The 21397-nt window shown below is 42.4% G+C and carries 14 protein-coding genes and 1 pseudogene; 10 read left to right on the top strand and 5 right to left on the bottom strand.

What is annotated here, in order from left to right:
• The first annotated feature begins 315 nt into the window (after nucleotides 1–315).
• Both WFH18_RS02410 and pta read left to right on the top strand, forming a co-directional pair.
• Nucleotides 316–1536, top strand: coding sequence for an acetate/propionate family kinase (locus WFH18_RS02410; RefSeq protein ID WP_005103172.1), 1221 nt, complete (start codon nucleotides 316–318; stop codon nucleotides 1534–1536).
• 55 nt (nucleotides 1537–1591) lie between these two features.
• A complete protein-coding gene (gene pta, locus WFH18_RS02405) occupies nucleotides 1592–3730 on the top strand; it encodes a phosphate acetyltransferase (RefSeq protein WP_005103170.1) in 2139 nt (712 codons plus the stop codon).
• Nucleotides 3731–3961: 231 nt separating this feature from the next.
• Here the strand turns inward: pta and WFH18_RS02400 are convergent, their stop codons facing one another.
• Nucleotides 3962–4201, bottom strand: coding sequence for a DUF2171 domain-containing protein (locus tag WFH18_RS02400; RefSeq protein ID WP_004278404.1), 240 nt, complete (start codon nucleotides 4199–4201; stop codon nucleotides 3962–3964).
• A 680-nt stretch (nucleotides 4202–4881) separates the two neighbouring features.
• Here WFH18_RS02400 and WFH18_RS02395 point away from each other — a divergent pair.
• Nucleotides 4882–6408 carry a fumarate hydratase gene (locus WFH18_RS02395; protein ID WP_336754576.1) on the top strand — a complete coding sequence of 509 codons (1527 nt, stop codon included), beginning with the start codon at nucleotides 4882–4884 and terminating at the stop codon, nucleotides 6406–6408.
• A gap of 66 nt (nucleotides 6409–6474) precedes the next feature.
• Here the strand turns inward: WFH18_RS02395 and WFH18_RS02390 are convergent, their stop codons facing one another.
• The 4 genes from WFH18_RS02390 to tig all read right to left on the bottom strand — a co-directional run bounded on the left by WFH18_RS02390 (nucleotide 6475) and on the right by tig (nucleotide 10833).
• A complete protein-coding gene (locus WFH18_RS02390) occupies nucleotides 6475–7191 on the bottom strand; it encodes a DUF2846 domain-containing protein (RefSeq protein WP_005103168.1) in 717 nt (238 codons plus the stop codon).
• A 170-nt stretch (nucleotides 7192–7361) separates the two neighbouring features.
• Nucleotides 7362–8672 carry an ATP-dependent protease ATP-binding subunit ClpX gene (clpX, locus tag WFH18_RS02385; protein ID WP_336754575.1) on the bottom strand — a complete coding sequence of 437 codons (1311 nt, stop codon included), beginning with the start codon at nucleotides 8670–8672 and terminating at the stop codon, nucleotides 7362–7364.
• A 29-nt stretch (nucleotides 8673–8701) separates the two neighbouring features.
• Entirely contained in the window at nucleotides 8702–9307 is a 606-nt protein-coding gene (gene clpP / locus WFH18_RS02380; RefSeq protein ID WP_004647427.1) for an ATP-dependent Clp endopeptidase proteolytic subunit ClpP, read from the bottom strand.
• A 194-nt stretch (nucleotides 9308–9501) separates the two neighbouring features.
• Nucleotides 9502–10833, bottom strand: a complete 1332-nt coding sequence (gene tig, locus WFH18_RS02375) for a trigger factor (protein ID WP_004647426.1) — start codon at nucleotides 10831–10833, stop codon at nucleotides 9502–9504.
• 266 nt (nucleotides 10834–11099) lie between these two features.
• Between tig and WFH18_RS02370 the strand changes: the two genes are divergently transcribed.
• The 7 genes and pseudogenes from WFH18_RS02370 to WFH18_RS02340 all read left to right on the top strand — a co-directional run bounded on the left by WFH18_RS02370 (nucleotide 11100) and on the right by WFH18_RS02340 (nucleotide 21360).
• Nucleotides 11100–13355: a TonB-dependent receptor domain-containing protein gene (locus tag WFH18_RS02370; RefSeq protein ID WP_336754574.1), complete on the top strand. Its 2256-nt coding sequence runs from the start codon at nucleotides 11100–11102 to the stop codon at nucleotides 13353–13355.
• 314 nt (nucleotides 13356–13669) lie between these two features.
• A pseudogene (locus tag WFH18_RS02365) lies at nucleotides 13670–16027 on the top strand (TonB-dependent receptor).
• 71 nt (nucleotides 16028–16098) lie between these two features.
• Nucleotides 16099–16782, top strand: a complete 684-nt coding sequence (locus WFH18_RS02360; protein WP_224216997.1) for a Fe2+-dependent dioxygenase — start codon at nucleotides 16099–16101, stop codon at nucleotides 16780–16782.
• Nucleotides 16783–17209: 427 nt separating this feature from the next.
• Nucleotides 17210–18907: a 2-isopropylmalate synthase gene (leuA, locus tag WFH18_RS02355; RefSeq protein WP_004278413.1), complete on the top strand. Its 1698-nt coding sequence runs from the start codon at nucleotides 17210–17212 to the stop codon at nucleotides 18905–18907.
• 112 nt (nucleotides 18908–19019) lie between these two features.
• Entirely contained in the window at nucleotides 19020–20180 is a 1161-nt protein-coding gene (gene metX, locus WFH18_RS02350; RefSeq protein WP_071852261.1) for a homoserine O-succinyltransferase MetX, read from the top strand.
• Nucleotides 20180–20773, top strand: a complete 594-nt coding sequence (gene metW, locus WFH18_RS02345) for a methionine biosynthesis protein MetW (RefSeq protein WP_004278415.1) — start codon at nucleotides 20180–20182, stop codon at nucleotides 20771–20773. Before metX ends, metW begins: the two co-directional genes overlap by 1 nt.
• Nucleotides 20770–21360, top strand: coding sequence for a tetratricopeptide repeat protein (locus WFH18_RS02340; protein ID WP_004647420.1), 591 nt, complete (start codon nucleotides 20770–20772; stop codon nucleotides 21358–21360). The genes metW and WFH18_RS02340 overlap by 4 nt, the downstream gene beginning before the upstream one ends.
• Nucleotides 21361–21397: the final 37 nt, after the last annotated feature.

The raw sequence follows: 21397 nt of genomic DNA, 5'->3' as shown, positions 1-21397 counted from the left end.
GAAACAATATTTGCCTTTTCAGGCGCTAAACTAAAAACCAATTTGTTCTAAAATTAAATTTAAGCAGAATTGAGTATTCTTATTGATCATCTCTTCAGCATCATTTTATTTATAAATGAAAACTACGAACTGATAAATTTTAGTTATTATTGTTAAATCGGTCGATAATGCTTAAGTCTAATCTGCTAAAGTCTATCTAGGACAGAAAAAAAACAAATGTTAAAACATATTCATTGATCTGGATTGCTGCTTCATTGCCCGCAATTGGGTCAAGCAAATGGACGAGAATTTTAATTAAAAATTGGGTAATCAATCGTGTCTAAATCAGTATTAGTTATTAATTGTGGCTCTTCTTCAATCAAGTTTGCATTACTTCTTGAGGAGCAGAATTTCCGTATTCATGGTTTAGCTGAGAACTTAGGCACAGAGAATGCTCGCATTAAAGGCGTGACGGTTGGCAATGAGCCGGTCGATATCCACATTCCATTTGCTGACCACAAAAAAGCACTCGAAGTCGGTCTGGAACGTCTGGCCAACTACCGTCCGGATGCGATCGGTCACCGTGTCGTACATGGGGGCAGCCTAACCAAAGCTGAACTAATCAATGACGAGATTATTGAAAAAATTCGTGAAGCAACGCCGCTTGCACCATTACACAATCCGGCACACCTGATTGGTATTGAAGCTACCAAACGTTTATTCCCGGAATTACCACAGGTTGCGGTATTTGATACTGCCTTCCACCAAACCATGCCAGCGCATGCTTATCGTTATGCCCTGCCGAAATTTTTATATACCGCCCATGGTGTGCGTCGCTATGGTTTCCACGGGACTAGTCATGCCTATGTGTCAGAGCGTGGTTCTGAACTGGCAGGCAGTTTCAAACAAGGTGGCTGGTTAACCGCGCATTTAGGTAATGGTAGCTCGACCTGTGCCGTTTGGAATGGGAAAAGTGTAGATACCTCAATGGGTTTAACTCCACTTGAAGGTATTGTTATGGGCACACGCAGTGGCGATGTTGACCCAAGTCTGCACAGCTTCCTGGCGAAAAACCTGGGTTGGGATATTTATAAAATTGACAAGATGCTGAATAGCCAAAGTGGTCTTTTGGGCTTGTCTGATCTGTCCAATGACATGCGTACCCTGATTGAAGCTTCAGAACAAGGCAATGAAGATGCCACACTGGCGATTGAAGTATTCTGCTACCGTTTAGCTAAGTCTCTGGCAGCGTTGAGCTGTGGTCTGCCACGTCTTGATGGTCTGTTCTTCACTGGCGGCATTGGCGAAAACTCAGCGTATATCCGCGAAAAAACCATGACTTACCTGCCTCATTTCGGTTTCAGTCTGGATAAAAATGCCAATAATGAGCTGAAACGCGGTACCGAAGGCCGAATTGATTCAGGTACAGGCCCACAAATCTGGGTAGTGCCAACAGATGAAGAAGGCCGTATTGCCCGGGAAGTTCAAAGTGTGGTTGAACTTGAAGTGGAGCGCAATACTGCAAAAAAGTCTCAAGCTGAGGTAATGCCTGCATAAGCAGGCTTTAGCTTCTTTTTCACTGATTTTTATTATTCTGCGACTGACATAATTTATGAAAACAATTTTATTGGTTCCCACGGGGGAAGGCGTAGGCTTAACTTCTGCATGTTTGGGCCTGATTTATGCACTGGAATGCCAAGGGGTAAAAGCTGGTTTCCTGAAACCTTTTGCTCAGGAATTGAATGAAATCGAAGACCGCACCACGGCTTTGTATCGTCATATTTCTCAAAGTGAAACTGTTGAACCCATCCGTTATAGCAAAGTCTTGCAGCAGATCAATCTGGGTGAACAGGATGAATTGCTTGAAGAAGCGGTACGTCTGCATCGTCAAATCGCCAAACAGCATGACCTGATTATTGTCGAAGGTCTGCTGCCAAATACTCAGGACAGTTTTGCCGATGATTTGAATGCTTCACTGGCACAAGCTCTTGATGCCAAAGTTATTGTGGTCAGCAATGCCAATATTCAGCAGCCAAGCCAAACCGCAGACAAAGTTGAACATCAGCTGCGTAATTTTGGTGGCGCTAGCTCTACCCGTCTGGCAGGTATCATGTTAATGCGCACCAAAGGCCTGCCTGAAGAATCTGCGCAGATTCCTGTCACGCTGAATCCGGATTTACGCCTTAAAGCTGAAACCGCCGAATTTATTACAGCTATTCAGCAGACGCATCCGCATATTGGTTCTGAAAAATTGCCAGTGATTGGCTTGGTGCCTTTCAGTAAAACCTTAAGTGTGCCACGCATGTCTGATCTGGCTGCCCATATTTCTGCTTACTGGATTAATGAAGGCGAAGCCAAACAGCGCCGTGTGCAACACAATAGTCTGATTTCAGCCAATATTGAACATGAACTACATAAGTTTGTAGCTGGCGAATTAATTATTAGTGCCTCTGACCGGATTGATGTATTACTGGCAAGTAGTCTGGCCAGCAGTAATGGGATTCCTTTGGCCGGTCTGGTGCTGACTGAACATCAACAGCCAAATGATCATGTACTGGAATTCTGCCAGGCTGCCATCAAGCAAGGTTTACCGATTTTACATACACCACTCAGTACGTTTGAAACCGCACAAAAACTGGCAAATCTCAGCAATGAAATTCCAGTGGATGATACCGAACGTGCAGATCAGGTGACACGTTTTGTTTCAAGCCATATCAATCCGGAATGGCTGAATCAAATGTTGAATGGTTCTTATAAGCCACGTCTGTCACCTTCCGCTTTCCGTCATGAACTGGTACAGAAATCGATTGCTGCGAAAAAACGTATTGTACTGCCAGAGGGTGATGAACCGCGTACCGTACAGGCTGCGGCCATTTGTCAGGCGCGTGGTATTGCACAGTGTATTTTGCTGGCCAAGCCTGAAGCTGTGCTAGAAGTAGCCAAAGCTCGCGGTATTGAATTGCCTGAAGATCTGGAAATTCTTGATCCGGATCTGGTGCGTGAAAACTACATCGACAAGATGGTGGAGCTGCGTAAAGGCAAGCTCAACGAACTGCAAGCCCGTGAACAACTGCAAGATACAGTAGTACTTGGCACCATGATGCTGGCGCTGGATCAGGTTGACGGTTTGGTGTCGGGTGCAGTGCATACCACCGCAAATACGGTACGCCCTGCTTTCCAGCTGATCAAGACTGCTCCGGATTACTCACTGGTATCTTCCGTATTCTTTATGCTGTTGCCAGATGAAGTCTATGTGTATGGTGACTGTGCGATCAATCCGGACCCTGATGCAGAACAGCTGGCCGAAATTGCAATCCAGTCCGCCGATTCTGCCAAAGCCTTTGGTATAGATCCACGCATTGCCATGATTTCCTATTCGACAGGAACTTCGGGTACTGGCGCTGATGTGGAAAAAGTCGCGGAAGCTACACGCATTGCCAAAGAACGTCGTCCTGACCTGTTGATTGATGGGCCATTACAATATGATGCAGCATCGGTGGAAAGCGTGGGGCGTCAAAAGGCACCTGATTCACAAGTGGCTGGACGTGCCAATGTATTTATTTTCCCGGATCTGAATACCGGTAACACGACCTATAAAGCGGTACAACGTGCTGCCAATGTAGTCAGTGTTGGACCAATGCTGCAAGGCTTGAATAAGCCGGTCAATGACCTGTCGCGTGGTGCCTTGGTCGATGACATCGTGTTTACCATTGCCTTAACCGCGATTCAGGCCGAGCAGCAAGAAGCTTAATACTTCTTGAATTTAAGTTTTCCAAACCATCTGATTGAAAAATCAGGTGGTTTTTTTATAAAAAAACACTCATAGCTTCAATAAATTCAGCACGCGATCATTATCTCGTTTTAATAAACAATAAAAATGCCAGTCTTTCGAACTGGCATTTTCAACGATTATCCATAAAGTCTGTGACATAAAAAATTAAGCTGAGGCAGCCCTGTTTTTCAGTCCACTGACTTTAGTTTTTTATAAGGTGGTCCACTCTTTATGCACGTCTTCCGCCGTTTTATTGAGCACCACGCTATTGTCTTTGATTTCACTTACCCAACTCAAGGGAATCAGATGATGCTCATTATTTTCATCATCACTTCTTGTTAATTTAATTGAATCCTGACCTTCTAAATGGTCTACTTTCCCGACTTGAGTACCACATGAAGCAATGACTGAAGCATGTTCTTTAATATCACTTGCATTAAAATTGTTCATTCTACTTGCCTGTTTCTAGAAGTTGAGAGAAACAGTCTAAGCAATAAAAAATGCCGCATGTGTAAGGGTTTTCAGGCTTTGAGTTTTTCTGGGTTAAAAATGTAAATGGTCAATATGGCTTGAGTAAGCTATAGGAGAGATACTTTTTAAATTTGAGTTTTCAAATATTTTTATAACTAGATTTGAAGATTTGAAGATTTGAAGATTTGAAGATTTGAAGATAGTGTAAATCAATAAAACCTTAAAATAGGAGAAAGAAGATAAGCTTAGGCTTGCTCTTCTTTCTGACCATACATCCAAGTTGCAGCGATATATACACAAAAACCAGCTGCCATCAAAATACCTGTAACCATTGTTAGGATCTCCTTTATTTGATAGCTGCATTATGTAAAAGTTTTATGACAGTTATATGACAATCTGGTTTTTATTAAATTTAAAATAAATAATAAAATTCAAATACTTAATATAATATCAGAAAAATTATGCGTATTTTTAATCTGAAATATGACACTGAATATGACAACTTGCTGTCATATTTGACCCATTGAATAGCTAAAGTCCTTGCTCAGATTGCTTAAACTATAAACTTTCGGCCAATGCTCGCCCAAAATGCCCACAACCCGATTCTTTTGTCTTATAATTTAGCCCGCTAGCTATCAGCCCGCTCAAGAGATATTTGTATGACAACTATTATCAAGCAATATGACTTGATCACATCGGTTAAAGATGCGCTTCAGTTCATTTCTTACTATCACCCACAAGACTTTATCCAAGCGATGAGCCGTGCGTATGATCGTGAAGAGAACAAAGCTGCTAAAGATGCGATCGCACAAATCTTAATTAACTCACGCATGTGTGCAGAAGGCCACCGCCCAATCTGTCAAGATACCGGTATCGTCAACGTATTTGTTGAAGTGGGCATGGACGTTAAATTCGATTTAACCATGAGCCTGGATGATGCAATCAATGAAGGCGTACGTCAGGGTTATTTAGAAAACTCGAACGTGCTTCGCGCATCAGTTCTGGCCGATCCTGCATTTGGTCGTAAAAATACCAAAGACAACACTCCTGCCGTGATTTACCACAAGCTTGTGCCTGGTAATAAAGTAGATATCACTGTGGCAGCCAAAGGTGGCGGTTCAGAAAACAAATCTAAACTAGCAATGTTAAACCCATCTGATTCAATCGTGGATTGGGTACTGAAAACTGTTCCAACCATGGGTGCAGGCTGGTGTCCACCAGGTATGCTGGGAATCGGGATTGGTGGTACTGCTGAAAAAGCCATGATGCTTGCCAAAGAAGCATTGATGGAAGAGATCAACATGGACGAATTGCTTCGTCGTGGTCCACAAAGCAAAATGGAAGAGCTTCGTATCGAAATCTTCGAAAAAGTAAATGCTTTGGGTATTGGTGCACAAGGTCTTGGCGGTTTAACCACTGTACTTGATATTAAAATCAAAGATTATCCATGTCATGCTGCAGGTAAACCAGTTGGTATGATCCCGAACTGTGCTGCGACTCGTCATGCACACTTCCAGTTAGATGGTACAGGTGTTGCACATATTCAAGCACCTAAACTTGAAGACTACCCTGCTGTGACTTGGGATTCTTCATCTTCTAAACGTGTTGACCTTGACACGATTACCCAAGAAGAAATGAATAGCTGGAAACCAGGCGATACACTTCTTCTTAACGGTACAATCTATACAGGTCGTGATGCTGCACACAAACGTATGGTCGACATGCTGAACAACGGTGAAGAACTTCCTGTTGATCTGAAAGGCAAGTTTATCTACTACGTTGGCCCTGTTGATCCAGTCGGCGACGAAGTTGTAGGCCCTGCTGGCCCAACAACGGCTACGCGTATGGATAAATTTACGCGTCAAGTTCTTGAAGCAACTGGCATGTTCGGCATGATCGGTAAAGCAGACCGTGGTCCTGCTGCCGTTGAAGCAATTAAAGATAACCAGGCGACTTACCTTATGGCTGTCGGTGGTGCTGCTTACTTAGTATCTAAAGCCATCCGTGAAGCTGAAGTGGTTGCCTTTGCTGACCTAGGCATGGAAGCGATCTACAAGTTTGTGGTAAAAGATATGCCGGTATCTGTAGCGGTTGATGTGAATGGTACTTCTATTCACGCGACTGCACCTAAAATCTGGCAAGCAAAAATTGGTAAGATTCCAGTAGTTGACGCTGCTGCGGGCTAATTAAATCTGTATAAAAAGCACCCATTCAGGGTGCTTTTTTATTATATTTTCTCAATAAAATGTCAATTACCAAGTCCGTGGATCCCAAAGTTTAAAAGGTGCTTTTAGCTGTATATCCAATGATGGATCATAAGCAGTCGGTTCAATTTTTTGGGCTTTTTTACGAATCTGGCCAGTTTCCTGATCTTGTGCCACGAAGTTAAAACTGTCTGATTTTAGCTGAGTAAAAGCAATTTCATTCAGACCAACTTTTTCCGGCATCAGCATGAGTGGCCCTGAAACACTCCGGCGTGTACTGATATTCTCTTCATCATATTTAATAAAATAAGACTGTCCCGCTTCGACAGTAAAATCCAGATATTTAGGTTTCTGGAAATGCAGCGCGCCTAGCGGTCGACTGGTACTCAAACGATAGGTCCCTGCAGGCACTTCAATCCAGTAATAATGGTTGTGCAATAAGCTTGGAATATGTTCTTGATTGATAAACAGGCTGGCAGCGACAATTTCCTGACGATTCCATTTAGAATCGGGCCGGTATAAATACACGATGGCGGCTTCATCATGCTGCGGTTTCACCGTCTGAAACTGGTTGCCCTGCTTTTGATTGACCCAACCGCCAATGGTGAACATGCCGATACGATGCTGCTCGACAAAGCCCGGTTTTTTTTCAAGATCGATATTTTTTAAAGTGCTGAGTGGCTGTGTAGGCTCAACGACGGCTTTCTTACCATGACACCCCAGCAATGCCAAACTGCTGATGAGTACAATTGCGACTCCACGCATGCTTATCCCTCACTCCGTCTTTATTCTTTTGTATGCAGGTGCTTTGCGATTTGTTTTTTATAAGTTTTAGGCATCCACGCCTAGTGAATCAGATTAACACCGAGCTTTATTTTTGGAAATAAAAAACGTGCGAAAACACGGAGTTTTCGCACGTTTCGGACGAATAGCAATTAAGCGGATTTGCTATTCACGACCTTTAAATCTATTTTTGTCGCAGTCTCTTGGTAATCATGTGGCTGACGCTCGGCACGGTATTCCGGCTCTGCTTCACCTTTAATCACGGCTTCATTGATGACGACAGTGCCGACATCGCTACGGCTTGGCAAGTCATACATGGTTTCCAGCAATGAATTTTCTAGGATCGAACGTAGACCACGTGCACCTGTATTACGCTCAACTGCTTTCTTAGCCACTGCACGTAATGCCGATTCTTCAAAAACCAGATCCACATCTTCCATATCAAACAGATGTTGATACTGACGGGTTAACGCATTCTTCGGCTCAGTCAGAATCTGCATCAATGCTTCTTCATCCAACTCGTCCAAAGTGGCAATTACTGGCAAACGACCAATAAATTCTGGAATCAAACCAAATTTTACCAGGTCAGTTGCTTCAACTTGACGGAACAAGTCAGACAGCTTCTTGGTTTCATCTTTTTTACGCACTTCTGCAGTAAAGCCGATGCCACCTTTTTCCTGACGTTGCTGTACAATTTTCTCAAGTCCTGAGAATGCACCACCACAGATAAACAGGATGTTCGAGGTATCAATCTGAATGAATTCTTGCTGCGGATGCTTACGTCCACCTTGTGGCGGAATTGATGCAACCGTACCTTCAATCATTTTCAATAATGCTTGCTGAACACCTTCACCCGATACATCACGCGTGATGGATGGGTTTTCAGACTTGCGGGTAATCTTGTCGATCTCGTCGATATAGATAATGCCCTTTTGCGCTTTTTCGACATCGTAATCGGCTTTTTGCAGTAGCTTCTGTACGATGTTTTCTACATCTTCACCCACATAACCGGCTTCGGTCAGTGTCGTTGCATCTGCCATGGCAAATGGAACATCAAGAAGACGTGCCAGCGTTTGTGCAAGCAAGGTTTTGCCCGATCCTGTCGGACCAACCAACATAATATTACTTTTTGAAAGCTCGACTGAATCATCAGCTTTCTTGCCATTATTTTGCACTTTCAAGCGCTTGTAATGGTTATAAACCGCAACTGACAAGGTTTTTTTCGCGACGTCCTGACCAATCACATATTGATCCAAGGCCGCACGAATTTCATGCGGTTTCGGCAAAGGACGATTGGCCCAGTCATTGGTTTCCACCTGCTGACTGGTTTGAACCAAATCTAAGCATACGTCCACACATTCGTTACAAATGTATGCGTCCTCGCCTGCAATCAGCTTCCCGACTTCAGACTGCGTTTTACCGCAAAATGAACAATGCTTTTGTCCTTGAGGATGTTCGGACATATTTACTCCACTATCTCAATCTTTAAAACTTATGGACGTTTAGTTAAAACTTCGTCCACAAGACCGTATTCTTTCGCTTGCTGAGCAGTCATAAAGTTGTCACGGTCTGTATCACGTGCAACTTTCTCGTAATCCTGACCGCTGTGTTCAGCCATTAAACGGTTTAAACGTTCTTTAATAAACAGGATTTCACGTGCATGAATTTCAATATCTGAAGCCTGACCACGGAAACCACCCAATGGCTGGTGAATCATGACACGAGCATTTTCAAGGCAATAACGCTTGCCTTTGGTACCGGCATTCAGCAGGAACGCACCCATTGATGCTGCCTGACCCATGCAGTACGTTACGACATCAGGTTTGATAAACTGCATGGTGTCATAAATCGCCATACCCGCAGTTACCGAACCGCCTGGTGAATTGATATATAGATGAATATCTTTATCTGGATTTTCCGCCTCTAAAAACAACATTTGCGCAACGATCAGGTTCGCCATGTTGTCTTCAACTTCGCCCGTCATAAAAATTACACGTTCACGCAAAAGGCGTGAATAAATATCAAAAGAACGCTCACCACGAGAGGATTGTTCTACCACCATTGGCACTAAAGCGTTTTCAATCGTTGGAACATACATACGTTTATTTATTCCTAAATTTTTTGTGACCTAACCCATAATCACAATATGAGGGATAATCACTGAAATTGCAAAAAATTCGCCAACAAATCCATTATATTTTTTGCATTAGTTTTGTGAAAAACAGAAATGCTTTTTTCAGGCATCAATATGAAAAAAAGGCGCATTAAGCGCCTTTTTTATCGAAAGCTAAATTAGCCTTGTTGACGAGCTTGCTGCTCTTTCAATAAGTCTTCATAGCTTACAGTCGCATCAGTTACTTTAGCAGAAGCCAAAATGTAATCAACAACTTGGTCTTCTAGTACAACTGCTTCGATTTGGGCACGTTGTTGCGCATCGTTTTTGAAGTATTCAATTACTTCGTTTGGATCTTCATAAGAAGAAGCCATGTCTTCGATGTACGCTTCAACGCGTGCAGCATCTACTTCAATTTTCGCATCAGCTAAAACACGGCTTACAAGTACGCCAAGTTTTACAGATTTTTCAGCTTGTTCTTTGAACAATTCGTCTGGAAGCATGCTTGAATCAAATGCTTTCGCACCTTGAGCACCAAACTGCTGTGTGAACTGCTGGATCATTTGTTGACGTTGACGGTCAATTTCTTGAGCAAGCATAGCAGCTGGAAGTTCAACTTCGTTTGCAGCTACAAGTGCATCGAAAGTCGCGCCTTTAACCTGGTTGCGAAGGCCATTCTTCACTTCACGTTCCATGTTTTTACGAACGTCAGCTTTTAACTTCTCAACGCCTTCTTCTTCAGATACACCGAAGATTTTCAGGAATTCAGCATCGATTTCTGGAAGTTTTTGCTTTTCAACAAGCTTCACAGTGATTTTGAATTGAGCTTGTTTACCAGCAAGGTTTTCAGCTTGGTAGTCTTCAGGGAAAGTTACATCAATCACTTTCTCTTCGCCTTTCTTCATACCAACGATACCGTCTTCGAAGCCAGGGATCATACGACCAGAACCAAGTACTAGTTTGAAGTCTTCTGCAGAACCGCCTTCAAATTTTTCGCCGTCGATTGAACCTTCAAAATCAAAAGTTACTTGCATGTCTTTTTTAGCCATGCCTTTTGTTTCAGCCCAAGCAGCACGTTGTTTTTGAAGATTTTCAATCATCTTCTCAACGTCTTTGTCATTTACTTCAGCTGCTTTACGCTCAACTTCCAAACCGTCGAATTTCACTTCGATTTCTGGATAAACTTCAACAGTCGCTGTATATACCAGCGCGTCGTCTTTCATTTCAGTTTTTTCGATGTTTGGCATGCCCACAGCATTGATTTTTTCTTGCTGGATCGCTTCGAAAACTGTGTCACGAATAATATCGTTTACTACTTCTTGGTAGATACCCGCGCCGTATTCACGACGAACTACGTTTACAGGCACTTTACCTGGACGGAAGCCGTTGATCTTCGCAGTTTTAGCAGTGCGCTTTAAACGAGCTTCAAATTGCTCATTAATACGGCTCGTCGGTACAGAAACATTTAAACGACGGGCAACGCCCGAAACCGCTTCAGAAGTTACTTGCATGGCTTCCTCTATATATTAGGTTATAACAGGTTTATAAAAATGTGCCACATTATATGACAACATTTAAGGATATACAAAAAATACGCGCGAGTTCCAGTTTTTAAGCCCTTTTTTCACTTGAATTGCCACCTTTCCAGATACCTAGTCAACCCAATTTAAATAGAGAAAATGTATATTTTTATTGCAAATGATAAATACTATCATTAATATCCAGTTTCTTATTTGAGCAACAATACTAATTTATTCTTCGGTTCGGGAATCTGGTCATGCATAGTTTTAGTCTTCGTCCACTTACATTGGCAATTCTTGGGGTTACAGCAACATCTACTTTTGCAGAGACTGTGAACGAGACAGCGACTCCTACAACAACACATCAAATGTCTACGATTGTGGTTTCGGCGGCGGGTTTTGAACAAGATATTAAAAATGCGCCTGCTTCAATTAGTGTAGTAACCGCAGAAGAATTAAAGAAAAAAGGTATTACCAGTATTGCAGATGCGCTCAGTGAAGTACCAGGTGTCGACGTACGAAATGGCCAAGGCAAAACTGGTGGTTTAAATATCCAAATGCGTGGTCTGAATCAATCTTACACTCTTATTTTGATCGATGGTCAGCGTCAGAATACTTCTGGTTCAATTGGTCCAAATGGTTTTGGTGAATTTAGTACAAGCTTTATGCCACCATTAGCTTCTATTGAACGTATTGAAGTCATTCGTGGTCCTATGTCTACCCTTTATGGTTCTGATGCCATGGGCGGTATCATTAATATTATTACCAAGAAAGTTGCATCAGAATGGAATGGTAACGTTTCTGTTGAACAGAATATTCAAGAAAATTCTGATATTGGTAATAACTGGAAAACCAGTGCAGTTGTTAATGGTCCAGTGATTCAAGATAAACTTGGTATACAAGTACGTGGCGAGTTTTTCCACCGCGATCAATCAGATCGACTTGTTACCCCCGCAAAAACTATTGATGAAGGTAGCCAAGGTCGTGACCCACGTACAGTAGAAGCAAATAATTATGCTGTGGGTACAAAACTTACGCTAAATGTAAATGATAATGTCTCTACTTGGGTAGACTTTGATCATGCTAAACAACGTTTTGATAATAGTGATGCCCGTTTAGGTGAACTTTACGAATTCAACCGTACGACAGGTTTACCATCAGGAATTGGTTCATATAAAGACGAGATCAAATTCTTAAGAGATCGTATTTCGGCAGGTGTAGATGCTGAGCTTAGCTTAGGTCAATGGAAAACATTTGCAAACTATGTTTCTTCTGAACAAGAAGGCCGTCGTCTTCCAAAAGGAAATGTACCTGAATACAATTATTATTCAGATGGTACACAAGATCGTATTTTAGAAAATAAAGACCTAACCGTTGATTCTCGTATTATTTCAACACTTGGCAACCATAAACTTACAGCTGGTGTTGAATATAAAGATGGTGAAACCATCGATAACTCAGCAGGTAATGGAGTTGCTTTTAAACAAGATTCTTGGTCTGTGTTCGCTGAGGATGAATGGAATCTAACGGATTCTCTTGCATTCACTTTCGGTGGTCGCTACGAAGACCATAGTGCTTTTGGTGGTCACTTTACACCTCGCGCATATTTAGTTTGGAACACCAATGATCAGTTGATTTTAAAAGGTGGTATAAGTACTGGCTATAAAGTTCCAACAGCGAATGACCTTCATAATGGAATCAATGGTTTTAGCTCACAAGGCCGAAACGTGACTTTGGGCAACCCAGATCTTAAGCCTGAAGAAACCACAAACTATGAACTTGGTTTCGTTTACGACAACTTGTCTAATTTCTCTTTAGCTACCACTGCGTTCTTTACTCAGTTTAAAGATATTATCATCAGTGATGCACGCGTCGTTGAAAACTGTTTATGGGCAGGTCGCCCAACAGGACAAGCACCTGCAAACAACTGCATGACTGTAGGCAGTTTTGATAATCAGCAAAACTTTAGCTTTAAAGGCAATGCAGGCGAAGCTGAAAGCTACGGTGTGGAACTTAGTGCTAAATATGAAATTTCTCCAAGCTTTGATGTAAAAGCAAACTATACTTGGTTAGAGTCTGAAATTACCGAAGGTGAAAATAAAGGTAATCCTATTGAAAATACACCTCGTCACGCTTTGAACTTCACAGGAACTTGGTATGTGAATGATAAGTTCACTACCTGGTTAGAAGCTGAATATAAATCTGACCGTGTACGTTTCATAGATCCTGATTTAAGCGATGTCAATGTAAGTCGTGAAATTGATGCTGTCGGCAATAAGTTAAAAGGCTATGAGCTATTTAATTTAGGTGCATCTTATAAAGTCAACAATCAAGTTACTGTTTCAGGTCGTGTGAATAACTTATTGAACAAAGACTTTGGCGACTATAAGTCATTTATTAATAGTGATAACGAAGTTGAAAATGCTTTCCTATATACTAAAACGACGAGTGGTTTAGCGGGTACTTATATTCCAGACCGTAACTACTGGCTATCTGTTTCATATGACTTCTAATATTTAAGTGAAAGTTATTTAAAACCCTGCCCTGGCAGGGTTTTTTATTATCGCTAGATTAGTACTCCACGAAAAATCCCTAATTTATGTCCCTTTATAGACATCATTATTCTCAATAAAAATTTAATAATCAGATTAATTTTTCAATATTTATTAAAATCAAAAACTTAAGTAGATATTGTTATATCATTACATTTAAAAACTCATTTAATATTTTCTTAAAGATCATGAATTCCCATGATAAAAAGATAAAAATAAAAACAAGAATCATTATTATTCGCATACATTTTTAGCATTCATTTATTAGGTTTAACATGACCTTCATTAAAACACGTAAAAAAATCGTTTCCTCTGCAATTGTTTCATCTTTATCAATGGTAGCTGCATCTGCGATGGCAGAAGAACAGGTGATCCAGTTAGAGACTATTCATCAAGAAGTCAAAGCTGAAAAAGCACCCAGCTTAAAAGTAGATCAATCTGCGAATAGCAAATTTGTTGCGCCTTTACTCGACACCCCCAAGTCAGTTTCAGTGATTTCAAAACAGCTGATTGCCGATACACAAGTGACGACTTTAGCTGATGCACTGCGTACAGTTCCGGGGATTACCTTGGGTGCAGGTGAAGGTGGTAATCCGAATGGTGACCGTCCATTTATTCGTGGTTATAACTCTGAAAGTTCGATGTATGTAGACGGCGTTCGTAATGCCACCTAACAAAACCGTGAAATGTTTGCGGTAGAACAAGTTGAAGTGACCAAAGGTTCTGCTTCTGCCATGGGCGGTGCAGGCACCACTGGCGGTAGCATTAACATGATTTCTAAAGTCGCTAAAGCAGGCGATTTTCTAGAAGGTTCGGTCGCTGGCGGCACAGATAATTATCAACGTATTACTTTAGATGGTAACAAAGACTTTGGTAATGGTATTGCGGCACGTGTGGCAGTCATGGGGCATCAAAATGAAAAAGCCGGCCAGAAAGACGGTGCAGAATATAAACGTGCCGGTATTGCACCGAGTATTAGCTTTGGTCTGGACACCCCTACTCGCACGACTCTCAGTTATTACTACTTAAAATCGGACGATACGCCTGACTCAGGTATCCCGTATAACAACCCATTTGCTGCTCCAAGAACTGCAACAGCAACTGACTATCGTCCATTAAATGGAAATGGCAAGCCAATTGACGTTAAACAAGGTCAATATTACGGCTGGAAAGATCGTGATTTCCAAAAACAAGAAAATCAGATCGGAACCATCAAATTAGAACATGACTTAACTGACAATCTAACCATTAGCAATACTGCTGTGTATGGCAACTCTAAGAATGATTACCTTTGGACCAATCCAGATGACTCTCAGGGTAACTTTTACAACAAAGCAGGTTTTACAAGTGAATTAACAGGAAATGTTTGGGCACGTGCCAACTCACGTGTAGCAGATACTGATGCTTTTACCGACCAACTTGCTTTAACCGGTAAATTTAATACCGGTATGCTTAAACATAGTTTTAATCTAGGTGCCGAATATTCAGATCAGGAAACTGATCGTACGCAATATATTATTAATGGCCTAAATGCGACAGGTAGCGCGTATGCTGCTTGCGGTGATGTCACCAATATTGCATCAGGTTGGTGTACTTCTGTACAGAACCCTAACCGTGCTCCATGGACAGGTATGTTAAGTACCAATGGTGCTGACCGTTACAATATCGAGAGCAAATCAAAGTCTGTTTATTTTCTGGATAGTATTGAATTCACCCCTCAGTGGCTTTTAGATTTAGGCGTTCGTTGGGATGACTACTCAACTGAGCAAACCATGACTTATGGTGCACGAAATAATGCAGTTACTGGTGCAAACAATACACCGATTACAGCAAGTGCTGGCGATCAAGTTACGATTAAAAATGATAAAGATTTCATCAACTATCAAGCCGGTCTTACTTTTAAACCAGTTGAAAATGGCAGTATTTATGCAAGTTATGCGACTTCGTCTAATCCAGTCGGTGTAGATGGTGGCGATGGTTCTGAAGGGATTACAGCTGCAATAAATAATCTTAAACCTGAAGAAGTCCGGACCATGGAGTTAGGAACTAAATGGGATGTCTTGAATGATAAGCTCAACCTGACTGCAGCTATTTTCCGCACGGAAAAAACCAATACTCGTGCGACCGGAGATGATGGCACCACAAGTAATATTGGTGAAACTCGTGTCGATGGTATTGAGCTAGGCGTAAACGGTAATATCACGGATAAATGGGCAGTTTCTGCTGGTTATACTTATTTAGACAGTGAGTTAGTTGATGGTGGTTATGAAAATATTGGCACTACAGCAGCTCCAATCTACATTTCCAATAGAAGTAATGGTAATCAGGTTCAAAACGTCGCGAAAAACAGTGCAACCCTTTGGACTACTTATGCAGTAACTCCTGCTTTAACCCTAGGTGCTGGTGCCGTCGCAATGGACAAAGTCTATGGTAATGCTACTAATACCAAGTTTGTACCGGGCTATGTTCGCTATGATGCCATGGCGCGTTATAACGTGAATGAAAATGTTGATTTGCAATTAAACGTCAACAACCTGTCTGATGAACGCTACTTCACAAAAGCCTATTCATCTCATTATGCGACCGAAGCAGAAGGCCGTAGTGCAGTGTTAGCAGTCAACTTTAAATATTAATTCAATGCAACCGCATAGCCTCCTGATGGGGGCTATGTTATTTTTAAAAGACGATTATTCAGGGGTTTCTCGTGCTGCATCATATTCCAAATGTACTGAGCAAAGAACAGGTGCAATATTTCCGTGAGGAGATGAATAAGATTGAGTGGGTCAATGGCAAGGTTACCGCGGGTACGCTCTCTGCGACGGTGAAACAGAATCAGCAATTACCTGAAGATCATCCCCTGACCCAGCATTTAAGTACGATCATTCTTGAATCGCTGGGACAGCATGCTCTGTTTTTATCGGCGGCGATTCCACTGGATATTATTCCCCCGCTTTTTAACCGCTATGAAAATAATGAATCTTTCGGCTTTCATGTCGACAATTCGATTCGTCGTATTCGCGGCAGCAATGAACGCCTCAGAACGGATTTATCCTGTACGGTTTTTTTAAGTGAGCCGGACGAATATGTCGGTGGTGAACTGGTAGTCGAAGACACTTACGGTTATCACGAAGTAAAATTGCCTGCCGGCGATATGATTTTGTATCCATCGACCAGCTTGCATGAAGTCACGCCAATCACTGCCGGTTGTCGAATTGCTTCATTTTTTTGGGTACAAAGCATGATCCGTGATGATGCAGAGCGGCATATGCTGTTTAATCTGGATCAGAGTATTCAAAACCTGAGAATGCAGCTGGGCGATCAGCATGCAGAGGTCATGAAACTGACCAATCTGTATCATAATTTAATGCGTAAATGGGCGGAACTTTAAAAGATGCCCTGAGATCAATGATCTTTGAAAATCATTGGATTTATTGTTTATCAAAATATACTGCGTTGTGGCACAATTGAACGTAATAAATAACGCATTATGTCCAAATTAAGAAAATATAAAATACAATATTTAGAATAAGTGAAAATATTTTTCAATTCTTAAGGTTTATAAGAAAATCTTTATTACCATACGACTAAAATCCATAAAAATAGCAAAAATTTTTCGGGATAAGTGGATTAAACTTTAAATTATAAGTAAGGCATTTAGTGCATTTGGTGAAGCTAAACCACCAATATTTAGACCATATTTCAGGTTTGAACCAGACTGTCACTAAAACCCAATGAATAGACAAAATCTATGCCGCTGACCCACGCACCGCTTTAACCAAGATTACGGTACCCAAGTTAGCATAAGGAGCTCTCTCATGATGTTGGCTGATCCAAGTAAAAAATACCGTCGCATGTATCAACGTGTGGACTTACCAGACCGTCAATGGCCGAACAATGAAATCAACAAAGCGCCAATCTGGATGAGTACCGACCTGCGTGACGGTAACCAAGCGATCTTTGAGCCAATGAACATGGAGCAGAAATTCAAGATGTTCCAGATGTTGGTGAAAATCGGTTTCAAGCATATTGAAATCGGCTTCCCGTCTGCATCGCAAATTGACTTCGATTTCACCCGTAAATTGATTGAAGAAGGTCATATTCCAGATGACGTTTATATCGAGGTATTGGTTCAGGCACGTGATCATTTGATTCAACGTACCTTTGAATCTTTACAAGGCGCAAAACGTGCCATTGTACATATCTATAATTCCAACTCGCCGACATTCCGCAACAAAGTCTTAAATGTTGATGTAGAAGGTGCAAAACAGTTAGCCATTAATGCTGCACAGAAAGTAAAAGAATATGCCGCAAAACAGCCGGAAACTGAATTTGTATTTCAGTACAGCCCTGAATGTTTTACTGCAACCGAATTAGAAGTCGCGAAAGATGTCTGCGATGCCGTCACTGAAATCTGGGAAGCATCTCCAGAGAATAAAGTGATCTTAAACTTACCTGCAACGGTAGAAGTTTCAGGTCCACACATCTATGCCGATCAAATCGAATGGATGCACCGTAACATTCAGCGTCGTGATGGCGTGATCATTTCAGTTCACTGCCACAACGACCGCGGCTGTGGTATTGCCGCTTCAGAATTGGCAATTATGGCTGGTGCTGACCGGGTCGAAGGTTGTGTATTTGGTAATGGCGAACGTACCGGTAACGTCGACGTGGCTGCGATTGCCTTGAACATGTATACCCAAGGTGTAGCACCAAACTTGGACTTCTCCAACATCAATGAAATCATTGCGACTGTGGAAGAATGTACCGGTTTACCTGTGCACCCGCGTCATCCATATGCCGGTGATTTGGTGTTTACTGCATTCTCGGGTTCGCATCAGGATGCCATCAAAAAAGGTTTCGAGTTCCAGAAAAACGAAGAAATCTGGGATATGCCGTACTTGCCAATCGACCCGAAAGATTTGGGCCGTGACTATGACGCAGTGATCCGTGTCAATTCACAGTCAGGTAAAGGTGGTATTGCCTACTTGTTAGAATCCAACTACAACGTGATCTTGCCGCGTCGTTTACAGATTGAATTCTCTCAGATCGTACAAAAACGTACCGATGAGCAAGGCACTGAAATCAGCGCGACCGAAATCTGGAAATTGTTCAAGGAAACCTATGTGGATGCTAAAAACGTTCACTATTCTGCGAAAAACTACAAATTGTCAGATGATAATGGCAATCAGGTGATTGAGCTTGATCTTGAAATTGATGGCCAGTCACGTCGTGTTCGTGGTGAAGGCAATGGTCCAATTTCTGCGATTTTGGATGCACTTCAGTTGCCGATTGATGTCGTAAACTATGAAGAGCGCAGCATCAGTTCTGGCGCCCATGCCAAAGCCTTGGCCTTGATCGAACTTCAGGTGAAAGGTACCGGTAAATCTGCCTTTGGTGCAGGAGTACATGACAACATCGTGACCTCTTCTATCGAAGCAATTATTGCCTCGACCAACCGCCTGATTGATCAGGGTGTGTTAAGCACTGATCAGGTGATTGCTGCTGCGGTCTAAACGGCTGTATTAGAATTTGCGATAATTCATAGCACTAAAATGACTTTAGAAGGATACCGGCAAATGGTATCCTTTTATTATTCATACTAAAGATTTAAGGCGAATCCTCCCCGTGTCTTTTCCAGCTGACTCAGTGGGCATTGTTGTCCCACAAAAGTTCCAATTTGAAGAGCCGTTAGAGCTTGAATGCGGTCGCATCCTCCCACGTTTTGAACTGATGGTTGAAACTTATGGCGAACTCAATGCCGATAAGTCCAATGCCATTCTGATTTGTCATGCCCTTTCCGGTCATCACCATGCCGCAGGCTATCATCATGCAGATGATAAAAAAGCCGGCTGGTGGGATTCATGTATTGGCCCCGGCAAAGCCATTGATACTTCAAAATTCTTTGTGGTTTCACTGAATAATATTGGTGGCTGTAGCGGTTCTACCGGCCCGATCTCGCCAAACCCTGAAAATGACAACCGTCCTTATGGCCCGGATTTCCCACTGGTTACGGTCCGCGATTGGGTCAAAACCCAAGCCCTGCTCTCTGATCGTTTAGGGATTGATACTTGGGATGCCATCATTGGTGGTTCACTGGGTGGCATGCAGGCATTGCAATGGTCAGTGGATTATCCAAACCGTTTAAGAAAATGCGTAATTATTGCCAGCGCTCCGAAACTTTCTGCACAGAATATTGCCTTTAACGAAGTAGCACGTCAGTCGATTTTGTCAGACCCAGATTTCCATAATGGCCGTTATCTGGAAAATGACAGCTATCCAAAACGTGGCCTGATTCTGGCGCGTATGGTCGGTCATATTACTTACCTGTCCGAAGAAGCCATGAAACAGAAGTTTGGCCGCGATTTGAAATCAGGCAAATTTATGTATGGCTTTGACGTTGAATTTCAGGTCGAAAGCTATTTGCGTTATCAAGGTGAGCAGTTCAGCCGTAACTTCGATGCCAATACCTATCTGATCATGACCAAGGCACTGGATTACTTTGATCCGTCGCGTGAATATGAACAGTCGCTCAAAAAAGCCATGGCCAATACCCAGTGCAAATTCCTGGTGGTGTCATTCACGACTGACTGGCGTTTTACTCCTGCCCGCTCGCAGGAAATCGTGGATGCCTTGATCAGCAATCACAAACCTGTGAGCTATCTGGATATTGATGCCGAACAGGGTCATGACTCTTTCCTGTTCCCTATTCCGCTCTATGTAAAATCTTTGCGTGCATTCCTGGGAGGTGAAGAACACCTGAAAGCAACACCAAAGGAGGCCGTATAATGCGTATCGATCAACAACTCGCTGAAAAGTGGATTAAGCCCGGTTCTAGCGTACTCGACCTTGGTTGTGGCGATGGTGAACTGCTGGCACAAATGAGCAAAAAGCACGATATTCGTGCATATGGATTAGAAATTGATCAGGAAAAGATTGCAATTGCAGTCAGTCGCGGGTTAAATATCATCCAGCAAGACTTAAACCTTGGTTTAAGCCGTTTTGCCGACCAGTCTTTTGACAATGTGGTCATGGCACAAGCTTTGCAGGCTGTAGATGCACCTGACGTATTATTGCGTGATATGGTGCGTGTGGGGAAACAGGCCATTATTACCTTTCCGAACTTTGCACATTGGAAGACCCGGTCTTTCTTGGCAATCAAAGGGAGAATGCCGGTTTCTGAAGCCTTGCCGTATATGTGGTATAACACCCCGAATATCCACTTATGTACATTTCGTGATTTTGAAGCACTTTGTGCGGAAAATAATATCAAAATTATTAATCGACTCGCTGTGAACGGGAATCAAGAAGATAGTTTGCTGAGCAAGCATCTCCCTAATCTATTTGGTGAAGTCGCAATTTATCGAGTGAGCGCGCTATGAAAAAATTATTATTAAGTACGACGCTACTGGCGGGACTTTTTGGCATGCAAGCCCATGCAGATTATGTTGCACCTAGTCCATCTGTTGCCAGTCAAGCGGCTCAGTATTCCATCATGGATATCAATAGTCTGACCAAAGCGGCGAAAGCCGGTCAGGCGGGTGCACAGTTTTATCTGGCCACCAAATACCAGTATGGTAAAGATATACAGAAAGATGAACGACAGGCCTTTGCCTGGTATAAAGCTGCTGCGGATCAAGGTCTGGCAGTTGCTCAGCTAAATGTCGGCCGTATGCTAGCCGATGGCATTGGTACCAGAAAAGATGAAGCGCTGGCGCGTCAGTATTTTGAAAAAGCGGCCAGCCGTGGCGATAACCGTGCCAGCTTTAACCTGGCAATGATGGAAGAGAAAAAGAAAAACTACATGGGCGCGTACCAGTGGTATGAACTGTCTACCCGTGATGGCATGCTCGACAATAAGGTAATTACGCTATCGGAAGGCAGAAAAACTGCCTTAGCGGCCAACCTGACCCAAGAGCAGATCCGTCAGGCGCGTGATCGTGCCGACAGATGGATTCAGGCACAATAAGCTGAATGGTATAAATAGCACCTTCGGGTGCTTTTTT

Origin of the sequence: Acinetobacter sp. USHLN143 (assembly GCF_037145695.1) — a bacterium.
GTDB lineage: Bacteria > Pseudomonadota > Gammaproteobacteria > Pseudomonadales > Moraxellaceae > Acinetobacter > Acinetobacter fasciculus.
Note: the sequence above shows the minus strand (reverse complement) of the source record. Positions and strands in the feature narration are given on the sequence as shown.

Excerpts from the sequence above, each read along its gene's own strand:
- pta (WP_005103170.1), top strand. The coding sequence starts at position 1,592 with ATGAAAACAATTTTATTGGTTCCCACGGGGGAAGGCGTAGGCTTAACT.
- WFH18_RS02400 (WP_004278404.1), bottom strand. The coding sequence starts at position 4,201 with ATGAACAATTTTAATGCAAGTGATATTAAAGAACATGCTTCAGTCATT.
- WFH18_RS02395 (WP_336754576.1), top strand. The coding sequence starts at position 4,882 with ATGACAACTATTATCAAGCAATATGACTTGATCACATCGGTTAAAGAT.
- WFH18_RS02390 (WP_005103168.1), bottom strand. The coding sequence starts at position 7,191 with ATGCGTGGAGTCGCAATTGTACTCATCAGCAGTTTGGCATTGCTGGGG.
- clpX (WP_336754575.1), bottom strand. The coding sequence starts at position 8,672 with ATGTCCGAACATCCTCAAGGACAAAAGCATTGTTCATTTTGCGGTAAA.
- clpP (WP_004647427.1), bottom strand. The coding sequence starts at position 9,307 with ATGTATGTTCCAACGATTGAAAACGCTTTAGTGCCAATGGTGGTAGAA.
- tig (WP_004647426.1), bottom strand. The coding sequence starts at position 10,833 with ATGCAAGTAACTTCTGAAGCGGTTTCGGGCGTTGCCCGTCGTTTAAAT.
- WFH18_RS02370 (WP_336754574.1), top strand. The coding sequence starts at position 11,100 with ATGCATAGTTTTAGTCTTCGTCCACTTACATTGGCAATTCTTGGGGTT.
- leuA (WP_004278413.1), top strand. The coding sequence starts at position 17,210 with ATGATGTTGGCTGATCCAAGTAAAAAATACCGTCGCATGTATCAACGT.
- metW (WP_004278415.1), top strand. The coding sequence starts at position 20,180 with ATGCGTATCGATCAACAACTCGCTGAAAAGTGGATTAAGCCCGGTTCT.
- WFH18_RS02340 (WP_004647420.1), top strand. The coding sequence starts at position 20,770 with ATGAAAAAATTATTATTAAGTACGACGCTACTGGCGGGACTTTTTGGC.